The sequence below is a fragment of the Acinetobacter sp. ANC 4636 genome (assembly GCF_054454555.1).
In genome coordinates, this window is sequence record NZ_JBTKVD010000001.1 from 48,083 (window position 1) to 70,609 (window position 22,527).

A 22,527-nucleotide genomic window follows, 5' to 3' on the forward strand; every position below is an offset into this window, starting at 1 on the left:
CAGATGCTGATGTAAAAAGCTTCATCTGGGTATCTCAAATAAAAATTTAAAAAAATAAAATTACAGACAATAAAAGTACTTACCAGCAAATAACGTAGATAGTGTGCTGATTTTTTAATCTGACTCGATACGATTTCTTTAGAAAAATCATCGTTTTGCATAAATGGCATTCGAAGTCCGTTTTCATCAACGAAATAGCAAGTAATCGTATTAACATAGTATTGTTTAAGACAAATGTATATGACTGAATACGATAGAAATGTGATTTTTTTATGTGCTATAAAATATAATTCAATATGGCTAAAGCAACAACAGGTGCGGTTTCGGTGCGCAATACACGCTCGCCAATACACCAGTTTTTAAAACCTGCAACATTGGCTTGGGCAATTTCATCCTGACTGAGACCACCTTCAGGGCCAATCAATAGCGCAAGGTCAGGTGTAGCCTCTTTAGCGATATCAAAAGCATCGGTATCGGGTGCAAGTACCAGCTTGGTGGCAGGCAGGGAATGACTAAACCATTCTTGTAATGAAATGGGTGCAAGCACTTCAGGTACAATATTTAAACCACACTGTTCGCATGCTGCAATTGCAATGGCTTGCCAGTGATCAATTTTTTTCTGATCACGGTCATATTTCAGGCGCATTTCACAGCGTTCACTGGTCAAAAGTTGAATTTTGTGTACGCCGAGCTCAGTGGCTTTTTGAATCGCATAATCCATGCGATCACCTTTGCTCATCACTTGTCCGAGAACCACCTGAAAGTTAGGTGTGCGGTTGGCTGGTTCAAAAGAAACAACCTGAATAAGGGCATTCTTTTTATTAATTTCAGTGAGTTCAACCAAATACTCGCCACCTTGCCCGTTAAACAAGATGGCTTGATCGTTTAATTTTGCACGCAGAACGCGAACCCAATGATGAAACACCACTTCAGTCAATTCAATAGACTGACCCACTGTTAATGATGCTTCAATAAAAAAACGATTACTCATAGGGCTCGTGACCTGTTACAAATTAAGCGAGTCCAAGATCCGTCACAAGCTGACGATTTGGCTGGATATGGTTCATGGTATAAAAATGCAGACTTGGTGCACCACCAGCAATCAGACGTTCACAAAGCTTGACGACAACCTCGTGACCAAATGCCTGAATACTCTTGCTGTCATCACCATAAGCTTGAAGCTGCTTGCGAATCCAGCGTGGAATTTCTGCGCCTGTTCCATCAGCAAAGCGAATCAGGTTGCTGGCATTGGTAATTGGCATGATGCCTGGTGCAACTGGAATATGCACACCCAGTTTGGCAATACGTTCGATAAAATAGAAGTACGCATCTGGATTAAAGAAAAACTGGGTAATCGCTGCATTGGCACCCGCATGCACTTTTTCTGCAAAGCGTTGAATGTCTTGGTCAAAACTTTCAGCTTGCGGATGCATTTCAGGATATGCTGCCACTTCAATTTTAAAGTGATCGCCAGAATGTTCACGAATAAAGCGAACCAAGTCTTGTGCATAAGGCAGTTCGCCTAAACCCACCTGACCTGATGGTAAGTCACCACGCAATGCCACAATACGGTCAATACCTTGAGATTTATATAAATCTAAAAGTTCAGCAATACGGGCTTTGTCATCACCAATACATGACAAGTGCGGTGCAACAGGTGTGCCTTTACCGTTAAAGTCACTGATGGCAGCAAGAGTGCGTTCGCGAGTCGAACCACCTGCACCATAAGTGATAGAGAAAAATTCTGGATTCAGTTGCTGTAAGTCTTGATGTACAGCACGAAGTTTTTCGGCACCAGCATCAGTTTTTGGTGGGAAAAATTCAAAGGAGATCGGTACGCGTTTAGTCATTTCAAATCCTTTTTATCAATACTGTTCTTGAATATTGATCCTCATCCTAACCATCTCCCTGTACAAACAATGAAGCGTGGCTTTTATTGTTTGTGCAGGAGAAGACCTACCTCAATCAAGGAAGTGTCTCTCCTAAACGGAGAGGTTAGGAGAGGCCTAAAACTTAGTATTTGTAAGTGTCAGATTTGAATGGACCTTCAACAGGTACACCGAGGTAATCTGCCTGTACTTGAGTCAATTGAGTCAATACGCCACCAAAACCTGCAACCATCGCTGCGGCAACTTCTTCATCCAGTTTTTTCGGAAGAAGTTCAACACGGATGTGCGCTTGTTTTTCTGCTGCAGGAAGATCAGCAAATTTTTCAGCAAATAAATGCATTTGAGCCAAAACCTGATTGGCAAAAGAACCATCCATTACACGTGATGGGTGACCTGTTGCATTACCAAGGTTGACTAGACGACCTTCAGATAACAAGATGAGGTAATCATTTTCATTTTCTGAACGATATACTTGGTGCACTTGAGGTTTTACTTCAACCCACTTGTAACCGCGTAAGTAGTTGGTGTCGATTTCAGTATCAAAGTGACCGATGTTACAGACTACAGCACCCGCTTTTAAGGTATCCAACATTGCTGAATCACAAACGTGGTAGTTACCAGTCGTTGTTACGATCAAGTCAGTGTTTTCAAGCAAATCAAGGTTGATGTCTTCTTTTTTACCTGTTTGTACGCCATTTTTGTATGGAGAAACGACTTCGTAGCCGTCCATGCAGGCTTGCATTGCACAAATTGGGTCAACTTCAGTCACGCGAACGATCATGCCTTCTTGACGTAAAGATTGAGCTGAACCTTTACCCACGTCACCATAACCAATCACCAATGCACGGCGACCAGAAAGTAACATGTCTGTACCACGTTTGATCGCGTCATTTAACGAGTGGCGGCAACCGTATTTGTTGTCGTTTTTAGACTTGGTAACAGAGTCATTGACGTTGATTGCAGGAACTTTCAAAGTACCGTCACGGAACATTTCGTGAAGACGTTGTACACCTGTTGTAGTTTCTTCAGTGATCCCGTGGATACGTTCAAGAAGCTCTGGGTATTTGTCATGAACAAGTGAAGTCAAGTCACCGCCATCGTCCAAGATCATGTTGGCATCCCAAGGTGTGCCATTGACATTGATTTGTTGCTCTAAGCACCAGTTGTATTCTTCTTCAGTTTCGCCTTTCCAAGCAAAAACAGGAATACCGCGGGCAGCGATTGCAGCAGCAGCATGGTCTTGAGTTGAGAAAATGTTACATGAAGTCCAACGAACTTCTGCACCCAATTCAACCAGAGTTTCAATCAAAACTGCAGTTTGAATAGTCATGTGGATACAGCCAAGAATTTTGGCACCTGCAAGTGGTTTTGCAGCAGCATAGCGTTTACGCAAGCCGATCAAGGCTGGCATTTCAGCTTCAGCAAGTTTGATTTCTTTACGACCGTAGTCAGCAAGATTGATATCGGCAACTTTATAATCAGTAAATGAAGCATTAACCGCGTTCATCACGATCTCCTTTTTAATAAAACAATTGTTGATCATTCAGTTCGCGGATGCCGTTGTTGGCTAAATTGAATATTTAACCGATCGTCGAGCCTGGCGATTTTACATTTTGTGCCTGTAAAACGTCGCAGCATCCCTCGACTAGCGAAGTATTGTACTTGGATTCTAAAAGTGTTCCAAGTTGAAAGATGCAATATTATTTGTTTTCCTTGGGTTGGACTTTTAATTGATCAAAAGCTTTCCATCCCTCATTGGTGAGATGAAAGAGTTCCCCTTTATAGCCTCTGTCTTTTAAGAGTCCATATTGAGTTAAACTTTCAATAGCATCTTGCCATTTAGTTAATTCACGTCCATCTCTTAAGTTCATACCTAACTCACCAACATGAAAGGATACACCACTCAGGTGTCTAAGAAATTGCACATCAGAATTGCTCTTCCCTGCATTTAGAAGAATCTGAATCATTTCTTCACTGGGTTGTATGGTTTGGCTAGATGGTATTGAATTAGAGGATTTAAAGCCTTTGATAATTTCTTGGATATATTCATTATTTTGTAGGTGAAGGGTGAGATGGTTTTTAATATTTTCTTTAAAACCTGTCAATTCTCTATAGAAGTTCAAAACTCCGCTGGGTTTCCATTCATTAATTTGAGTTTGTAATTTAGAGTATTGATCCGTAATTTGGCTTGGTGAAATTGGTCGATCACAGATATAAAGACACGTTAGTTTTTCAGAGCCGATATGTTTTGAAATTTCTTCAACAGTGCCGCTAACATATTCACCTGTAGGTGTTCCTAAACGTGTCCCAAATATTCCAATTAAAATATCCGAATTTTCTAAAATTCTTTTATTAATAATTTCTTGTGGTCTATCTCCCATTTCAGGGGCAACATGTGTTTCCCAACCTACAGGGTTAAGCATAATGCCAAATTGCTTTGAATGAATGGCATTCCATTCATAGATTGCATCACGAACCAGTTGTCTTTCTTCTGCTACATCACTTGGTGAAGCAATCATGATGTTTAAAATTGTTGCTTGATATGCCATTTTTATAATGTTCTAAGATAAGAGGCTTTAAATATATCAAGATTCTATATGCAATAAGAAGCTTAAGCATAAGACGATGTTTTTATAAAAACTTTATAAAAAGCAGACCTTTTAAATATCTACTTTTCTCTTGGCTTTAAAAACACTTCAAAATCGTAATTCGTTTATTAGGATGTTTAAATTTTGAAAATACACGTATCGCAGGATATAACACAGCAAGCAAAACTTGCTCAGAACCCATAAAATCAAGTTTCTGAAACCTGTACTGCAAAATATACGATGAAATGCAATTGAAAAAGATCAACCCAACGCCGTTAAAAGCTACTGAACAACACTTTGTTCTTCAGTAGCATAGTGACCTGTTATTTATGTGCAAGTGAAGAGATTCGATTTTGTTCATCAATCAATTTTGCCTTTCCTTATAAGGTAGGAGACATCAAACAAGATGATCAATCATCAAGAAATTTATGGTTGAGTTGCCTGATATTCTTGAATAACTTCTAGCGCAGCACGAAAAGCTTCTTGAGCAGCGGGTGCACCGCAGTATGGCAAGCTGTGTAATAAGGTTTCCTGAATTTCTTCAACACTACAGCCATTATTCAACGCGCCACGCACATGACCTTTCAGTTCGGTTGGAGATTTTTGTGCAACCAACATGGCGATGGTAATCAAAGAGCGGTATTTGCGCGGCAAAACTCCTTCACGTTGCCATGTTGAACCCCAAGCGTGTTCATTAATCCAGTCCTGTAAAGGTTGGGTAAATGCAACAGTATTGTCTTGAGCGCGTTTGACAAATGCTTCGCCCATCACTTCAGTACGAACTTTTAAGCCATTTTCATAATCTTGCTGTGCCATGTTATTTGACCTGTAAGGTGAGTAAAATCTCACCTTACACCGAAAATTAACATCAATATATTAGGCTTGAGTCCATTAAGAAGCGGGCTTGATATGTGACTGGCTGCCCAACTTTTTAAGGGCAGTTCATCAGGAGTTTTTATTGTGATGTGATTAGATTAATTTGGCATCGTTCATTTCAAGCTTGATATAGGCATAGAAAATTGGCGCTGCAATCAGTCCACCAAAACCAAAAATAGCTTCAAAAATCAGCATGGCAAGCAGTACTTCCCAAGCATGCGCATTAATTTTGCTTCCTACAATTTTGGCATTAATAAAATATTCAAGCTTATGAATCAGGATTAAATACATTAAAGCCGCAGCAGCAACCGGTAATGAAATGGTTAAACCTGAAATAATAATAAGACTATTTGAAATTAAGTTGCCTGCAATCGGAATCAACCCAAAAATAAAGGTCAAAATAGTTAAGGTCTTAGCAAAAGGAAGATGCACACCACATAATGGCAATGCAATAAATACAAAAACAATAAACAGGGCAGTGTTAATTAGAGAGATCTGAATTTGGGCAAAAACGACATTTCTAAATGACAATCCTAGTTTTTCAATACGTAGCATCAGCGCTGTTTTAAATATAGGCTGGGCTTCTTTATAGCTAAAAGAATGAATAGAAACTAAGATCCCAATAATTAAGCCAATCACCATAGTGGCAAAATTATGCAAAATATCCGAACCTGTATGCCTTAAAACAGAAACATTATCTTTAAGCAAAATAAAAATATGATTTTTTAAATCGGTTACGCTGTTTGGAATATAAATGGAGATATATTTTGAGACTTCCTGTTGTAATAAAATCAAGGTTTGGTCAATTTTTTCACTAAACGCAGTCAGTCCAGGTCCTTGTAAATCATAAATCACGAAACTGACCAGACTGGTAATGAGGAAGCTAATTAAGGAAACAATTACAATACTCAGTACAATGCTGATAATTAATTTTGCGCGATGACTATCAATATAACGATCAATCACCTTGCTTAAACTATGAATAATTTCATAGATCAGGAAGCCGGCAAAAAAACTTGGCAGGAGATGTAAAGGAATAATCGCCACAAGAGATAATATAATAAGAATATAGCTTGCCAGAATGCTTTGTCTGTCGCTCAAGATATTCATGCTGGTTTGACCCGATATTTAGCAAAAGAAGTGCCATAGGAAATGCAATGAAGCTGCACAGAATTGTATTAATCCTAGACAAAGGTCATTCTAACTGCTTCGGAAATACTTAGAAATAAAAAAATACGCTTTATCTGAATCAAAAATGTTTAGCCAATTTTCGATTCATTTAAGCGACGTGCACCTTCAAGAATCATCCGAATCATGATCATGGTCTGCTGTGCTACGACATTACGTTCATTGACTGGTAAATCGATGACTTTTGCACCCATATTAAATACTAACTGGGTAATAGCTTTTGCTGCCAAATCTGGGTGAAACAGTCGGTTCTGGTTCAAACGCTCTAAACGGATGAGGTCTTCTTGTAATTCTTGCTGGAAAAAGCTGAGTTGTTGCTCCACCGCACGCTTATAGGAAATTGAACCTGTATAGCCCTCGCGTAACAGTAAACTCAGGTTCCCGTCATCGGTGTCGAGTTGCTGTAAAAAGACTTCAACTGAAGTGCGAATAATGCTTTCTTGCTTAGAGGCTTTAAGGCGTGCTTCACGAATAATCTTACGTAGCACCACCCCAGCACGATTAATCAGTTCAATCGCAAGCTCATCTATGTCTTTAAAATGCCGATAAAAACTGTTGGGTGCAATGCCTGCTTCACGGGCGACTTCGCGTAAACTCAAAGATGAAATACTTTTTTCTGGGCCGATTAAATTTAAGGTCGCCTGAAATAATTCTTCTTTGGTAATCGTGGCTTTACGACCAGCACTACGCGCAGGTGTTTTGACTTGAACAGGTGAAGTGTCAAGCAATGAGTGATCAGTTGGCATAGCAGTTATCGATAAAGGGGGCATGTAAACTCATGTGGCAAGCTCGGATTTATTTGAAGATTATAGCCTTAGAACTGAACGATAAGAAATAGTGCAAAGAATTGTTTCTTGATTGCATAAATACTATACATATATATATACATGTGTATAATAATTAGAAAGTGATAATAGAGATGACCACAATGCATGTCATTCAACGTAAAAAACAGCTTTTAGATTTTCTGTCTGGTAGTGTCTATGACAGTAACGCAGTGAATTTTTGGCTTCAAAAAGTCAATCCATTGTGGTCAACTCATGAAACACTTGGGCGAATTGTCAAAAAACAAATCATTGCCAATGATGTCGTGAGTTTAACCATTCAGTGTAACCAACGCATGCAATATGGCGTTGCAGGGCAACATCATCCCGTACATGTCGAAATTCATGGTTGTCGCTATGAACGTACCTATAGTTTGACTCAGCTGGATGCCCATCATGTCAAACTGACCTTGAAGAAAATTGAAGGCGGTGTGGTGAGTACTTGGCTTTGTGAACAAGCTCAAGTGGGCGACATCCTTGAATTTGGTCAGCCTTATGGCGATATGCTCATTGGTACACAGCCACAAAAACAAATACTGTTGCTGGCTGCGGGCAGTGGCATTACCCCAATGTATAGTATGTTGGCAGGACTGCATCAGTCTGGTCAGCTGAAAGACTATGACATTCATTTGATGTACTGGGCACAACATGCCACAGGTCTGGCTTTCAAATCAGAATTTGAAACATGGCAACAAATCTATCCAAACTTTAAGTTTACCGCGCTATGTACGCGTGATGAACCTGCTGCTGAACGTATTAACCAGAAACATGCTGAATTGGTTGCAGATTTTGCTGAACGTACGGTCTTTGCTTGCGGTCCATCAGGATTTGTCAATGCCGCAGAAAGTGTGTTTGCTGGCGCAAAACTTTTCAAAGGTGAAGCGTTTAGCCTGACACATATAGAAACCAATGATATTGGCTTTGTAAATATTACTTTAAGCAAATCCAATAAAACCATTGCTGTTGCCAAAGGTCAGCCAATTCTGATTGGTCTGGAACAGGCTCAGCTCAAACCAACCCACGGTTGCCGTATGGGTATTTGCAATAAATGTGCATGTAATAAAGTATCGGGTGCAACCAAAAACTTAAATAATCAGTCGGAAAATACTGAACCAAATAGCTTACTACGCTTATGTGTCAACTCCGCTCAAACTGACCTTGTGTTAGATCTTTAAGAGAGGCATCTGCTATGAATATGCAAGTAAAAACACAATATTTTAAAAATCCAAAAAACCGCGAACTCACTGAAGCCGATTTAGAGGCACTTGCTCAAGAGCTAGATGCCATCAAACAAGAAGTTGTGGATGACTTGGGCGAGAAAGATGCCCAGTACATTCGCCGTGTTTACTCCGTTGTACGTTATAGTAGCCTAGCAGGTCGTACTTTATTGTTCGCAGGTTGGTTTCCGCCAGCGTGGGTATTCGGTACAGGCTTGTTAGGCTTGTCTAAAATTCTGGAAAACATGGAAGTCGGACACAATGTCATGCACGGTCAATATGACTGGATGAATGACCCGAAATTTATGGGGCAAACCTATGAATGGGACAATGTCGGTACAAGTGACAATTGGCGTCAAACCCATAACTATAAACATCATACCTATACCAATATCAAAGGTATGGATGATGACATTGGTTATGGTCTAGTTCGTTTATTTCCAGAACAACGCTGGAAAAAAAGCTATTTATTGCAACCTTTGTATAGTATTCCATTTTGTTTGCTGTTCCAGTGGGGGGTCGCGATCCAAAACTTGGAAGTCGGCAAACTGATGATGGGGCGTAAGACCAAAGCCAAATTTATACAAGAAATGCGTCCAGTACAACGTAAAGTCGCGAAACAATTGTTCAAAGATTATGTCTTTTTCCCACTTGTGGCGGGACCAAGTGCAGTACCTGTATTACTTGGAAACATGGCAGCAAATGGTATCCGTAATGTTTGGACATTCAGTATCATTTTCTGTGGTCACTTCACCAAAGATGTTGAAGTTTTTCCAAAAAGTGTTTTAGAAAATGAAAGTCGCGGACACTGGTATATGCGCCAAATTCGTGGTTCATCTAACTTAACAGGTTCTGAAGCCTTTCATATTTTGACTGGGCACTTGAGTCATCAAATTGAGCATCATCTGTACCCAGAAATCCCTGCACGCCGTTACCGTAAGATGGGACCAAAAGTAGAAGCTGTATGTAAAAAATACGGTTTAAACTACAACAATGCCAGCCTGTTTAAACAATATGGTCAGGTTTTGGGACGTATTTTGAAATACTCGCTACCATTTAAAAAGTAAGAATCAAGTCATAAAAAAGCGCAGTCTAAACTGCGCTTTTTTATTAGTTAAATTTTAGTTGTACGCTTGAACCTGTAAACATGTGCTTGATGGCACGCGGTAAATCATCGCCTTGATCTGCCAGTTCAATATGAATCGAAGTGTATTCTAATTCGTCTGCAACAATGCTTGCTCTGAGCTGGATCACCATTTGCGTATCAAAAAAACGGATAGATTCAATCGCATTGTGAAATTCAAATTCAGTTTCATTCACCAGAAGACCAATGTGTTGATTTACTGCCATATCAGGCTCATCAAAACGGCTTAAAATGACGAAATCAATCGGGTCAAGTTCATCATCTGCCAAACCAATCGTGAAAACATCATCATCTTGGCTACAGGAAATGTGGTTGGCATAGAAAGATTTCATCGGGTTGTTTCACTCAGACTAATTCAAAATCTTATTTTAGTTGAATTGTTCCATTTGCGCTGACACTAATTTTAGATTCTCCTGCATTCATGTCCTGTGCCATAGGTGCAGCCGCAACTTCAGCAAACTTGGCAGTTCTTGCACTCATCATAATCGGGCGATAGCTACTGTTGGTATTGACATTGAGGTTGACCAGATTGTAGCTGGTTTTGTGCCAAGACTGAGTGAGTAACTGGGCGCGTTGCTGGAAGTTTTTGGAAGCTTCAAGCATTAGCTCGTTTTCAACTTTGCTACGCTGTTCATCAGAAATACTAAAACCAATCGAGTCGGTCTGGAAGTTTTGCTGTAATTCACTAATCAGTTGGCTTGCTGCTTTGAAATCACGGCTTTCGATTTGTAGTTCAGCACGCCCGCGCCATTCTTTGAGTTTTTTGTTGTCAGTGTCGTAAACAGGGTAGGTACTTTGAGCCCCAGTTTTGACTTTTACCTGCTGATATTTTTTGGCAGTTGCCAAAGCCTGATTCATCAGTGTATTGATTTGATTTGCCAGTTCAGCAGGTTGTTTATTGTTCTTTTCAATATAAAGAACAGCTTGAATCTGGTCATTTGAAACTTCGCGCGAAGCATCTGCCTGAATGTTGATGACATTGTAGTTTAATGCTTCGGTAGTGGCTGCAAAAACTGGGTGACTGATGCTAGCAATAAGTAGGCTAGATACGAGCAAATTTCTCATAAATTTTCCTTGAATTTGGAGTGTTTGTTATCAGGCTCATGTTAATTGGAGAAAACGGATTATATAAAGTTAAATTGTCGCTTCTTTGTAATACTTTTTAAGTTTTTGTATCTTGGTTTAAGAGATAAAATCTTTTAAATTCAGTAGATTAATTATTGAATATTGAATGGTTTTTTTTGTTGATCTAAAGATAAAAAAATATTTCTGATGAGATGGATTTTCTTATTTTTGTCATGGAGTATCATAATAATGAAGCTAATTCATTAGATAAATGTTTTTTTCAATGAATTAGGTCAAATAAAGAGCTAAAAGGTCTTTATTTTTATAGAAAAAAGGGTATTATCGCCCTCCTAGTTATAAGTTATAAATTTTGTCTAACTAGAATTCTACAAGCACCGAGTCAAAGGACCACAAGTCACCAGACTTATTTCTTTCAACCCATATCAGAGATGGTAATTCGATATGAGCGTTACTTCTGTAAATCCTGCCACCAATTCCACCAACGAATATTACTTGACTCGCCAAAGTCAGATGGAATCGAATGTTCGTAGTTATCCACGTAAATTACCGTTAGCGATAGCGAAAGCACAAGGTTGTTGGGTTACTGATGTTGAAGGTACTGAGTACCTTGATTGTTTAGCTGGTGCAGGGACATTGGCATTAGGTCATAACCACCCTGCGGTTATTCAAAGTATCCAAGACACACTTGCAAGTGGTCTGCCTTTACATACTTTAGATTTAACGACACCTTTAAAAGATGCTTTTACTGAAGCTTTATTGGCTTATTTGCCTGGTGGTAAAGAAGAATATTGCTTACAGTTCTGTGGTCCATCTGGTGCAGATGCAACAGAAGCAGCGATTAAACTTGCAAAAACTTATACTGGTCGTAGTTCAGTGATTAGCTTCTCTGGTGGCTATCATGGTATGACTCATGGTTCATTGGCAATGACAGGTAACTTGAGTGCAAAAAATGCAGTCAATAACCTTATGCCTGGTGTTCAGTTTATGCCATATCCACACGAATACCGTTGCCCATTGGGTCTTGGCGGTGAAGCGGGTGTTGATGCATTAACTTACTATTTTGAACAGTTCATTGAAGATGTTGAAAGTGGTGTGACTAAACCTGCTGCTGTCATTCTTGAAGCGATTCAAGGTGAAGGCGGTGTCGTAATTGCACCTACAAAATGGCTTCGTAAAATCCGTGAAGTAACTGAAAAACACAACATTGTGTTGATTCTTGATGAAGTACAAGCGGGCTTTGCACGTTCAGGCAAAATGTTTGCATTTGAACATGCGGGTATTGAGCCAGATGTTGTTGTTATGTCAAAAGCAGTCGGTGGCAGCTTGCCACTTGCAGTATTGGGCATTAAACGTAAATTTGATGCTTGGCAACCAGCAGGTCACACGGGTACTTTCCGTGGTAACCAATTGGCAATGGGTACAGGTTTAGCTTCTTTACAAGTTATTAAAGCACAGAACTTGGCTCAAAATGCGCAAGAACGTGGCGATTTCTTACAAGCTGAAATGAAAAAATTGGCACAAGAATTCCCATGTATCGGGAACGTACGTGGTCGTGGCTTAATGTTAGGTATTGAAATTGTTGATGAGCGTAAAGCTGCTGATCACATGGGTTCATTACCTGCAGATGCTCAATTGGCTGCTGCGATTCAAACAGCATGCTTTAACAACAAATTGTTGTTAGAAAAAGGTGGTCGTAACGGTACAGTGATTCGTTTACTTTGCCCGTTGATCATTACTCAAGATGAGTGTGTAGAAGTTATTGCACGCTTCAAGAAAGCAATTGCTGAGGCGCTTGTTGCCGTTCGAGGTGCTTAATGGTTGATTTTGCACAACATCGCAAAGCTTTACTTTGTAATGATGCACAATCCATTGCTGACTATCAGTCAGCAATGGGTGAAGCGGTGAAAGCCGTTTCTGCATGGTTACAAAATGATAAAATGTACACAGGCGGTAGCATCAAAGATTTGCGTGCTGCGATTTCTTTTAAACCATCTAAAGATGGTTTAGGTGTACAGCAGTCTTTACAACGTATGGTTGAGCTTTTTCTCAATAAAAGCTTAAAAGTACATCATCCTCATTCATTGGCACATTTACACTGCCCGACGATGGTGATGAGCCAGATTGCGGAAGTGTTAATCAATGCGACCAACCAATCAATGGATTCATGGGATCAAAGCCCTGCAGGTTCGTTGATGGAAGTTCAATTGATTGACTGGTTACGTCAAAAAGTGGGCTATGGCACAGGTCAGGCAGGGGTATTTACCTCTGGTGGTACGCAATCTAACCTTATGGGTGTATTGCTTGCGCGTGACTGGTGTATTGCGAAAAACTGGAAAGGCGAAAACGGTCAGGAATGGTCAGTACAGCGTGATGGCTTACCTGCTGATGCATTGAAAAATGTCAAAGTCATTTGTTCTGAAAATGCACACTTCTCTGTGCAAAAGAACATGGCAATGATGGGCATGGGCTTTCAGTCAGTTGTGACTGTTCCTGTGAATGAAAATGCTCAGATGGATGTCGATGCGCTCGAAAAAACCATGGCGCATTTGAAAGCTGAAGGTAAAATCGTAGCCTGTGTTGTTGCAACAGCAGGTACAACCGATGCTGGTGCAATTGATCCACTCAAGAAAATTCGTGACATCACCAACCAGTATGGTGCGTGGATGCATGTCGATGCAGCTTGGGGTGGCGCGCTGATTTTATCGAATGAATTCCGTTCAATGCTTGATGGTATTGAATTGTCTGATTCAGTGACGCTAGACTTCCATAAACACTATTTCCAAACCATTAGCTGTGGTGCTTTCTTGTTGAAAGACGAAGCCAACTATCGCTTTATGCATTATGAAGCAGAATATCTAAACTCTGCTTATGATGAAGAACATGGTGTACCAAACCTTGTATCTAAATCATTACAAACGACTCGTCGTTTTGATGCATTGAAATTGTGGATGACTGTTGAAGCATTGGGTGAAGAACTTTATGGTTCAATGATTGATCACGGTGTGAAGTTGACTCGCGAAGTTGCTGATTATATTAAAGCGACTGCTGGTCTCGAATTGTTGGTTGAACCACAATTTGCGTCAGTTTTGTTCCGAGTTGTGCCTGAAGGCTATCCTGCTGAATTTTTGGATAGTCTAAACCAAAACGTTGCAGATGAACTGTTTGCACGTGGCGAGGCGAATATTGGCGTAACAAAAGTAGGTCATGTTCAATCATTGAAAATGACTACTTTAAGCCCAGTAGTAACGCTTGAGAATGTACAAAACTTACTTGGATTGGTTCTAGCTGAAGCTGATCGTATTAAAGATGCAATTGCAGCAGGAACTTATGTTCCAGCGATTGACTAAATAATATAGATTGCTATCAAGCTGTAGAAAAAGGTCACTGAGGTGACCTTTTTCTATGGAATTAATCCTATTTAAACTAGCTGGATGTGGCTGAACCAAATCTTTAGATGATCGCAAGTAGGATGGCCACGTTAATCTAAGTTGTATTTATTATTGATTTTTAATGAAAATTATAAAAATTGCCCTAATCTGGATTATTACAAAATAGTCTTTAATTTGTAACATAAATGTCATATAAAAAACTCAAAATGCAAGCGATTCAGCATAAATTTACCAATAAAGGCAGCAGTTTTATTGGTATAAATTAAATTGAGAGATGGGAATGAATTTTAGCAAAAAATATTTTGCCTTAGCATTTGCTTGTTCAGTAACAATATTCGCAACAGGCGCGCATGCAGCGCGCGAAACTATTCAAATCTCAGGTTCTTCTACTGTATTGCCTTACGCAAGTATTGTTGCAGAAGACTTCGGACATACTTTCCCACAGTTTAAAGTGCCAGTAGTTGGTTCTGGTGGTTCATCTGCTGGTTTAAAGCAATTTTGTCAGGGTGTAGGTGATAACACCATCGATATTGCCAATGCATCACGTAAAATTAAAGACACTGAAATTGCGGCCTGTAAAAAAGCAGGTGTGAATAAAATCCAAGAAATAAAAATCGGTTATGATGGTATTGCATTTGCATCAAACAGCGCAAAACCAACCTATAAATTAAAGCCTTATCATGTATTTGCAGCACTGGCCGAGAAGCTTCCATCAAAAGGCAAGTTAGTTCCAAACCCATATACGCGCTGGAATCAGATTGATCCAAGCTTACCCAATGAACCTATTACGTTGGTGATCCCCGCATCTAACCATGGTACACGTGAAGTGTTTCAAGAAAAAATGGTAGATGCTGGCTGTGAAGCATATGCTTACTTTAAGAAGTTAGATAAAGAAGCACAAAAAAATGCATGTTCTAGCTTTCGTAAAGATGGTCGCGTGATAGAAATTTCTGGGGATTACACGGAAACATTGGCACGTTTAAAAACTTCTCCAAGCGCGGTGGGGGTATTTGGTCTTGGTTTTTATAATCAAAACCGTGACCGTTTGCGCGTTGCGACAGTCAATAATGTTGTTCCAAGTGAAAAAACGATCTTAAATGGTAAATATCCTGTATCTCGTCCATTATTCTTCTATGTAAAAGGAGAACATGTGAAACTTGTGAAAGGTTTACCACAGTACGTTGAATATTTTTTAAATAAGCACGTTTCTGGTAAAGGTTCAAAACTTGAACGTGCTGGGTTGATTGCAATGTCTGATGCAGAGCGTGCAAAAAATTTGGCAGATTTTCAAGCAGGTAAAACTGTTAACTAATTGGATTTGCTCAAAATCGGGTTAATCTAGGGTTTTAGGTTGATCCATTGGGCTTTGTATCAAGATAAAACGAGCGGAGATAAGATGAATCTGCTTCTTTTGGGTGTACTGCTGGCATTGATTGCCGTTGCATACCAGTTAGGCTTAAAAAAGAGCCGTCAGTTGGCAGGGAAAGGCAATAGCTCCGTTAGTTTGCACTCCCGTCCAGGATATTACGGTGCACTTGTTGCAATGTGGTGTGGTTTGCCTGCGTTCCTTATTTTGGCAATTTGGAATCTGTTGCAACCCACTTTATTGCATCAGGCGGTATTTAATCAGGTGCCTGCATCGGTGCTTCTAAATTTAGATGATGCGAGTAAAACAGTTTTACTCGATCGTGTTCAAGCGATTGCTACAGGATTTGGTGTTACCGATCAGGTCATGCCATATGAGCTAAAAGCCGCACAACAATATGCACAGTTTGTGAAAATTGGTGAATATGCCAAGTTTGCGGTCGTGATCTGTGTCGCAATGGTCGGCCTTATTTTTGCTCAAAAACGTATTAGTCAAAAATATCGTGCCCGTAACCATGTAGAAAAAGTCATTCGTATTAGTTTAGCGTTATGTTCAGGTGTTGCGATTCTGACGACGATTGGTATTGTCATGTCAATGCTGAGTGAAGCATTGCATTTTTTTCATTTTGTTAGCCCAAGTACCTTTTTCTTCGGCACTGAATGGAATCCTGGCTTTAGCACAACAGGTAGTGCAGAAGGCAGTTATGGTTTATTGCCCTTGTTATGGGGAACGCTCATGGTGAGTGCAATCGCCTTACTGGTATCCATTCCTGTTGGATTAATGATTGCAATTTACCTTGCTGAATATGCCTCTCCACGGCTGCGTGCATGGGCAAAACCAAGCATTGAAATTTTGGCAGGCATTCCAACCATTGTGTATGGGGTTTTTGCTTTAATGGTGGTTGGGCCATTCTTTAAGTATGTCGGTGCCAGTATTGGTGTAGATATTAATGCAACAAGTGCCTTAACCGCTGGTTTTGTCATGGGTATCATGATCATTCCATTTGTTTCATCTTTGTCTGACGACATTATTACTCAGGTGCCACGTACTTTGCGTGATGGTTCTTTAGGTCTGGGTGCAACACAGTCTGAAACGATTCGTCAGGTGGTTTTACCTGCCGCGTTGCCAGGGATCGTGGGGGCATTTTTGCTGGCGACATCACGGGCAATTGGTGAAACCATGATTGTCGTACTTGCAGCAGGCAACAGCCCATTGTTGCAGGCCAATCCACTAGAAGCTGTTTCTACAGTGACCGTGACCATTGTAAATCAGTTAACAGGTGATACAGACTTTGCGAGTCCTCAGGCACTGGTTGCCTTTGCATTAGGTCTAACGCTGTTCATCATTACCCTTTGTCTTAATATTGTTGCACTGTACATTGTGCGTAAATATCGTGAGCAATACGAATGAATATGACCTCAATGCGGCAACCTGCGGTTGATCCGAATATTGCTGCGGAGTTGCGTGAAAAACGTAAAAGAATGATTACCCAGTCTTTAGCAAAGCGCCACCGTAAAGAAAAAATCTTTCGATCTTTGGGATTGTCAGCGGTCGTGATCGGTTTATTCTTTGTGGCGGTATTGTTCGGGAGTATTTTGTATAAAGGTTTACCTTCATTCTGGCAAGCCAGTATGACTGTTCCTGTGTATTTTGATCCAAAGATGATTGATGTGGGGGCTAAACCTGTCCAGCGAGCAGGTGAATCTCCAGCCAGATATCAAGAGCGTTATATCGACTGGCAAACTAAAATGGGGATGGTTGACTGGGATGGCATGATTGTTAAGGGTATGATTGCAAAAGATCCGAGTCTTGCTGGGCAAGAAGATAATTTACGTAGTATTTATGCCAGCTCTGAAGCCTTTCGTATCCGTGATATGGTCTTTAAAGATACCAGCCTGATTGGTAAAAAAGAGGAATTAAAGTTCCTTGCTGAAGCGAATGTGGATGTGTGGCTGGCTGGCAAGATTGATCATAGTTTACCTGATGACCAACAACAATTGAGTCCTGATGTACGTAAACTGATCGATCACTTAGCAAAGAAAAATATGCTTGAGCGTACTTTTAACTTCAATATCTTTACCAATAGTGACTCACGTAGTTCACCTGCATCGAGTGGTTTGGCAGGTGCTTTTATGGGGTCATTGTTCATGATGTTGATCGTGATCTTTGTCGCGATTCCAATTGGTGTAGCGAGTGCAATTTATCTGGAAGAGTTTGCCAAGAAAAATATCCTGACCGATATTATTGAAGTGAATATCAATAATTTGGCAGCAGTTCCTTCAATTGTATTTGGTTTGCTGGGAGCTGCAATTTTTGTGGGCTGGATGCATTTGCCATTATCAGCACCTATGGTCGGTGGTCTGGTTCTGAGTTTAATGACCTTGCCAACAGTTATTATTACCACACGTGCATCACTAAAAGCGGTACCTCCTTCGATTCGCCAAGCGGCGCAAGGCTTGGGGGCATCCAACATACAAACTGTTTTGCATCATGTTCTGCCACTCGCACTGCCTGGTATTTTAACGGGTGCGATTATTGGCGTGGCTCAGGCTTTGGGTGAAACTGCACCATTACTCTTAATTGGTATGAGTGCTTTCGTCGCGAGTGTCCCAGCTACGCCATTGGATCAATCGACTGCATTACCTGTACAGATTTTTCTGTGGCAAGGCAACGAACTTCGTAACTTCTTTGAAGGCCGTACCGAAGCTGCGATTATTGTGTTGTTAGTCATGATGATTGGGTTAAACGGTTTGGCCATATGGTTACGCAAGAAATTTGAAGTTCGTTGGTAATCGGGGCAAAATAACGTGAATACAGCAAAGAAAACTTCATTACAAACACAGGATATACAGGTGATGCCAGAATCTCATACGTCATACGAAGGTACTGAACATCATCGTCCAGTGAATGTTCATATTGGTCACTTTGACCAATATGAAAGCCACAAGAAAAAAGCAGTACAAGAGGTGAAAATCACCACTGAAAATGTACATGTTTACTATGGTGAAACCGAAGCCATTAAAGGTATTGATTTAAACATTTACCAAAATGAAGTGATTGCTTTTATTGGGCCATCGGGTTGTGGTAAATCAACATTTTTACGTACTTTAAATCGTATGAATGACACGATTGACACTTGCCGTGTTACAGGGAAGGTGACACTGGATCAACAGGATATTTATGACCCGAGCCTAGATGTTGTATTGTTACGTGCGCAGGTCGGAATGGTATTTCAAAAACCAAATCCGTTTCCCAAGTCCATTTTTGATAATGTGTCTTATGGCCCTAAGCTTCATGGTTTGGCACGTGACAAATATGATATGGAGGAAATTGTAGAGAACAGCTTGCGTAAAGCGGGTTTGTGGGAAGAAGTTAAAGACCGTTTAAACCATCCAGGAACAAGCTTGTCAGGTGGTCAGCAACAGCGTTTATGTATCGCGCGTACTATTGCAGTCAGCCCAGAAGTAATTTTGATGGATGAACCTTGTTCAGCACTCGATCCCATTGCAACTGCAAAAATTGAGGAATTGATTTCTGACTTGTCAACGCAATACACGATTGCGATTGTGACGCATTCAATGCAGCAAGCAGCACGCGTGTCTGATCGTACAGCATATTTTCACTTGGGCGACTTGATTGAAGTTAATTCAACAGAGAAAGTCTTTACCCAGCCAGACCACCAATTAACAGAAGCTTATATTACAGGCCGCTTTGGTTGATTTTTGATTTAAATTTAAGATTTTCAATTATATCCTCATGTTTATATGGGGATTTTTATTGAATTGTAGTGATTCATGTTTGGCTATTGATTTTTACTACTGAAACCCTCATCTTCAACTCATGACTTTATGTATTAGGCTAAGATATGCTATTTCAAGTGCCCAAAATTCCTGCTGAAATTCACGTGACTCACCTCAATGCACGTGTTAATGAACAAAGAAAGAAAATTATTCAAAGTACAGTATCAAAATTTGAATTATTACAATTTAACAAACAGTTAGCCAAAGAAGCAAAGCAGCGTAAAAAGAATAATCAGAAAGTTTATATCGTTGACTTTAATGGTGATGTACAGGCATCTGCTGTTTCAGCTTTACGTGAAGAAATTACTCTGATTTTGTCAACTGCAAAAGCAGGGCAAGATCGGGTCGTGATTCGCCTTGAGAGCCCAGGTGGTATGGTACATGGTTATGGTCTGGCTGCGGCTCAACTGGTGCGTTTACGCGAAGCAGGTTTTCATGTCACGATTGTTGTCGATAAGGTCGCGGCTAGCGGCGGTTATATGATGGCATGTATCGCTAATGAAATTATTGCAGCACCATTTGCGATTGTGGGATCTATTGGTGTGGTGGCTCAGGTTCCAAACTTTAACCGTTTGCTGCGTGAACATCACGTTGATTTTGAACTGTATACTGCTGGACAATATAAACGTACCGTGACGATGTTTGGTGAAAATACCCAAGAAGGAAAAGACAAGTTTGAGCAGGAACTCCAACAGACTCATACACTGTTTAAGCACTTTGTCGAAAAATATCGTCCAAAACTGAATGTGGAAAAAGTGGCAACAGGTGAACACTGGTATGGTCAGGATGCGCTAGAGTTGAATCTGATTGATGAATTACAAACTTCAGATGAAGTCATCTTGAAGCTTTTGCCGCAGTATGATGTGTATCTGATTAGTACGCGTCGTAAACCAACTTTAGGTGAAAAGTTAGGTTTGCAGGCAGCGCAAATTGCAGACCAGCTTATACCTGCAATGATGAATAAACTGACCGATGTGTTGACTAAAGCAAACCAGTCACAGGTACAGTTACGAGATCCAAAACTTTAATTTTGAATACTCATTAGCCAGCTATATGCTGGCTTTTTTATGTCGTGTTAAAAAGTTTCGAATCAGTTGAGTGACTTCTGGAGCATGTGTTTTGCCAAAATCATGCTGCCCGTGGGCAATGATGTTTAAATCAGATTGTTTAAGTTGTTGTTGTAAATATTGTCCTATAGCAATCGGGCTGATGGGATCAGATTCTCCCCAAAGTAAAAGAGTTGGGCAGTGAATCTGGTGTAATTGATCTTGATGGTTGCTTTGTGCCGTAATAAACCAGTCAGGCAGGTTTAAATATTCCTGACGGTAGGTTTCTCGCCAGTCAGCCACCTTAAAAGCAGTAAGATCAATCCCGCCAGACGTTGCAAGAAGAACCAGACCACGAATTAATTCAGGTTTACGTAGGGCTGCGGCTATTGCAAATATGCCGCCCATAGACTGAGCAACCAAATAGCACGGCTGTTGAATCTGATCGAGTACATACTCTGTGAGTTGTTGGAAATTATAAATATCTGGATTGGCTGGAGTTTGACCAAACCCAGGATAGCCAATAATGGTGGTTTGATAATCTTTGGCAAGATCTTTTTGTACAGGCTGCCAGAACTGAGTACTTCCAGATGCACCAGGCAGAAAAAGAATTTTCGTGTCCATAAAATTTTTCTTGTTGATTGTTTCTGATAAAAAATAAGCCCAGAAATTCTGAGCTTATTTAAGGATAGCTATAAAAATTATTCAATAAATTTTACAGTTACGCCAGCTTTTACTTTACTTGCTAAATCATTGGCATCCCAGTTGGTTAAACGAATACAACCATGTGATGCTGTTTTAGAAATTGCAGATGGGTTTGGTGTACCATGAATACCAAATGAACGCTTACTCAAACCAATCCAGACATTACCCACAGGAGCATTTGGGCCAGGTGGCAGAGTCAAAGGTTTTAAGTTTTTGCCTTGTACAAAGTTACTTGGAGAGTAACTGTAGTATGGGTTTTTGGTGGCACCAACAACTTTGTATGTTCCTGTTGGAGATGGAGTATCGCTACTACCAATGGTCGCAGGAAATGAACCGATCATTTGGTTGCGGTCATTGAACAAATACAATTGTTTTGCACCTTTATGCGCCACAATCAAATGAATATTTTCAGGTAAATTATTGCGGATGTTGGTCACAATAATTTTTTCACCGACTTTATTGAAAGTTGCTTTTGGATTGAGCTGTTTTAAAAACGCTTCATCCATATGGAACTTTTCACCTAGCATTTCGGTGACGCGAGTGTAATACAAGCCCGGCATTTTCGCTTGTAATGCGTAGTCTGAAGGAATGCTTTTCGCATATGGACCTTTCAGATCCGCTTCAGTAATTGTGTATTCAATAAAAGCAGGTTTGTTTTGGGTTGCAATTAAGGCATTCCAGGTCGCTTGATCAAGCTCGCCTGTAGTTGGTAGACCTTGCATTTGCTGGAAAGAAGCTAGGGCTTTGAGCGTATTTTTGCCACTGCTACCATCAATTGCACCAGGCGAAGCATGGTTATTGTTCAACATGACTTGTGCGCGTGCATAGACAGGGAATTGCCCTTTACCAATGTTTGGATACCATTGAATATTATTTAAATTGTCAAGTGTCCATGCATGTTTTGCAGCGTTATTTTTTGTTGATGCCGCTGTGGTTTTATCTGAACTTTGATCAATCGTTTTAACCGTTTTGGTGACTTGGTTAAGATTGTTCTGTTCCTGTTGAGTGATTTGTACTTCAGATGCCGCCGTCACCGATGCAACCTCAGAGGCTGTAGGACTACGGCCTTCCATCACTTCAGACGCTGCTTTGGTATCAAGCGCAAGAGGATTGATTGGGTCTTGAATAGTAGTCGTTGAGGCTACTTTTTTGGGATTTAATGGTTGCTCTGCATTAGGAGCTGCAAAAGCAGTATTTAGCATGAGGTAGCTTAGACTCATAGCGAGTAATGAGCGAACGAACATCTAATTCAACCTTAAGAATTATGTATGTATGATGAAAAAACGCGGTCAGTATTACAGAAATTATAAACCGATGCATTAATTATTTCGTATCCGTATTGCGTCTATAAAAATAACAAGCGGGTTGATTATTCAAAATACGGGCTTTTTGTTATGATAGGTGAATTT

At 40.3% G+C, this 22,527-nt stretch carries 20 protein-coding genes; 9 read left to right on the forward strand and 11 right to left on the reverse strand.

Annotated elements, in window-relative coordinates; genetic code table 11:
• Positions 1-277 precede the first annotated feature (277 nt).
• From ACX1N5_RS00225 to fabR, 7 genes are all read right to left on the reverse strand, one after another.
• Complete coding sequence (locus ACX1N5_RS00225) at positions 278-991, reverse strand: 16S rRNA (uracil(1498)-N(3))-methyltransferase (protein WP_131381120.1); 714 nt, start codon at positions 989-991, stop codon at positions 278-280.
• A 22-nt stretch (positions 992-1,013) separates the two neighbouring features.
• Positions 1,014-1,850, reverse strand: a complete 837-nt coding sequence (gene metF, locus ACX1N5_RS00230) for a methylenetetrahydrofolate reductase [NAD(P)H] (RefSeq protein ID WP_131381118.1) — start codon at positions 1,848-1,850, stop codon at positions 1,014-1,016.
• A 163-nt stretch (positions 1,851-2,013) separates the two neighbouring features.
• Entirely contained in the window at positions 2,014-3,396 is a 1,383-nt protein-coding gene (gene ahcY, locus ACX1N5_RS00235) for an adenosylhomocysteinase (RefSeq protein ID WP_458799919.1), read from the reverse strand.
• Positions 3,397-3,589: 193 nt separating this feature from the next.
• Positions 3,590-4,438, reverse strand: coding sequence for a DUF4062 domain-containing protein (locus ACX1N5_RS00240; protein ID WP_458799920.1), 849 nt, complete (start codon positions 4,436-4,438; stop codon positions 3,590-3,592).
• 465 nt (positions 4,439-4,903) lie between these two features.
• Positions 4,904-5,293 carry a carboxymuconolactone decarboxylase family protein gene (locus tag ACX1N5_RS00245; protein WP_131387937.1) on the reverse strand — a complete coding sequence of 130 codons (390 nt, stop codon included), beginning with the start codon at positions 5,291-5,293 and terminating at the stop codon, positions 4,904-4,906.
• Between the two features lie 153 nt (positions 5,294-5,446).
• A complete protein-coding gene (locus ACX1N5_RS00250; RefSeq protein WP_004753424.1) occupies positions 5,447-6,463 on the reverse strand; it encodes an AI-2E family transporter in 1,017 nt (338 codons plus the stop codon).
• Between the two features lie 149 nt (positions 6,464-6,612).
• A complete protein-coding gene (gene fabR / locus ACX1N5_RS00255; protein ID WP_171458706.1) occupies positions 6,613-7,287 on the reverse strand; it encodes an HTH-type transcriptional repressor FabR in 675 nt (224 codons plus the stop codon).
• Between the two features lie 182 nt (positions 7,288-7,469).
• On the opposite strand from fabR, the gene ACX1N5_RS00260 reads away from it, so the two are divergent.
• Together ACX1N5_RS00260 and ACX1N5_RS00265 are read left to right on the forward strand one after the other, a co-directional pair.
• Positions 7,470-8,540 (forward strand): flavin reductase family protein, encoded by a 1,071-nt coding sequence (locus tag ACX1N5_RS00260; RefSeq protein ID WP_458800260.1) that lies wholly within the window; start codon positions 7,470-7,472, stop codon positions 8,538-8,540.
• Positions 8,541-8,554: 14 nt separating this feature from the next.
• Entirely contained in the window at positions 8,555-9,649 is a 1,095-nt protein-coding gene (locus ACX1N5_RS00265; RefSeq protein ID WP_458799923.1) for a fatty acid desaturase family protein, read from the forward strand.
• Between the two features lie 43 nt (positions 9,650-9,692).
• Here the strand turns inward: ACX1N5_RS00265 and ACX1N5_RS00270 are convergent, their stop codons facing one another.
• Both ACX1N5_RS00270 and ACX1N5_RS00275 read right to left on the reverse strand, forming a co-directional pair.
• On the reverse strand, positions 9,693-10,058 hold the full coding sequence (locus ACX1N5_RS00270; protein ID WP_458799925.1) for a hypothetical protein: 366 nt from the start codon (positions 10,056-10,058) through the stop codon (positions 9,693-9,695).
• A 31-nt stretch (positions 10,059-10,089) separates the two neighbouring features.
• Entirely contained in the window at positions 10,090-10,791 is a 702-nt protein-coding gene (locus tag ACX1N5_RS00275) for an SIMPL domain-containing protein (protein WP_458799927.1), read from the reverse strand.
• Between the two features lie 462 nt (positions 10,792-11,253).
• Between ACX1N5_RS00275 and ACX1N5_RS00280 the strand changes: the two genes are divergently transcribed.
• The 7 genes from ACX1N5_RS00280 to sohB all read left to right on the forward strand — a co-directional run bounded on the left by ACX1N5_RS00280 (position 11,254) and on the right by sohB (position 20,395).
• Positions 11,254-12,627 carry a diaminobutyrate--2-oxoglutarate transaminase gene (locus ACX1N5_RS00280; RefSeq protein WP_131380992.1) on the forward strand — a complete coding sequence of 458 codons (1,374 nt, stop codon included), beginning with the start codon at positions 11,254-11,256 and terminating at the stop codon, positions 12,625-12,627.
• Complete coding sequence (locus tag ACX1N5_RS00285; protein WP_458799929.1) at positions 12,627-14,159, forward strand: pyridoxal phosphate-dependent decarboxylase family protein; 1,533 nt, start codon at positions 12,627-12,629, stop codon at positions 14,157-14,159. The genes ACX1N5_RS00280 and ACX1N5_RS00285 overlap by 1 nt, the downstream gene beginning before the upstream one ends.
• Positions 14,160-14,481: 322 nt before the next feature.
• Positions 14,482-15,513, forward strand: a complete 1,032-nt coding sequence (locus ACX1N5_RS00290; RefSeq protein ID WP_458799931.1) for a substrate-binding domain-containing protein — start codon at positions 14,482-14,484, stop codon at positions 15,511-15,513.
• Positions 15,514-15,597: 84 nt separating this feature from the next.
• The gene (gene pstC / locus ACX1N5_RS00295; RefSeq protein WP_458799932.1) at positions 15,598-16,977 is read left to right on the forward strand and encodes a phosphate ABC transporter permease subunit PstC; all 1,380 of its coding nucleotides are present in this window, start codon (positions 15,598-15,600) and stop codon (positions 16,975-16,977) included.
• Positions 16,974-18,359 carry a phosphate ABC transporter permease PstA gene (gene pstA, locus ACX1N5_RS00300; RefSeq protein WP_458799934.1) on the forward strand — a complete coding sequence of 462 codons (1,386 nt, stop codon included), beginning with the start codon at positions 16,974-16,976 and terminating at the stop codon, positions 18,357-18,359. The genes pstC and pstA overlap by 4 nt, the downstream gene beginning before the upstream one ends.
• 63 nt (positions 18,360-18,422) lie before the next feature.
• Positions 18,423-19,286, forward strand: a complete 864-nt coding sequence (gene pstB, locus ACX1N5_RS00305) for a phosphate ABC transporter ATP-binding protein PstB (RefSeq protein WP_458799935.1) — start codon at positions 18,423-18,425, stop codon at positions 19,284-19,286.
• 146 nt (positions 19,287-19,432) lie between these two features.
• Entirely contained in the window at positions 19,433-20,395 is a 963-nt protein-coding gene (gene sohB, locus ACX1N5_RS00310) for a protease SohB (protein WP_458799936.1), read from the forward strand.
• 21 nt (positions 20,396-20,416) lie between these two features.
• Here sohB and ACX1N5_RS00315 read toward each other — a convergent pair whose 3' ends face one another.
• Both ACX1N5_RS00315 and ACX1N5_RS00320 read right to left on the reverse strand, forming a co-directional pair.
• The gene (locus tag ACX1N5_RS00315) at positions 20,417-21,037 is read right to left on the reverse strand and encodes an alpha/beta fold hydrolase (protein WP_458799938.1); all 621 of its coding nucleotides are present in this window, start codon (positions 21,035-21,037) and stop codon (positions 20,417-20,419) included.
• Between the two features lie 77 nt (positions 21,038-21,114).
• Complete coding sequence (locus ACX1N5_RS00320; RefSeq protein ID WP_458799939.1) at positions 21,115-22,362, reverse strand: L,D-transpeptidase family protein; 1,248 nt, start codon at positions 22,360-22,362, stop codon at positions 21,115-21,117.
• Positions 22,363-22,527: the final 165 nt, after the last annotated feature.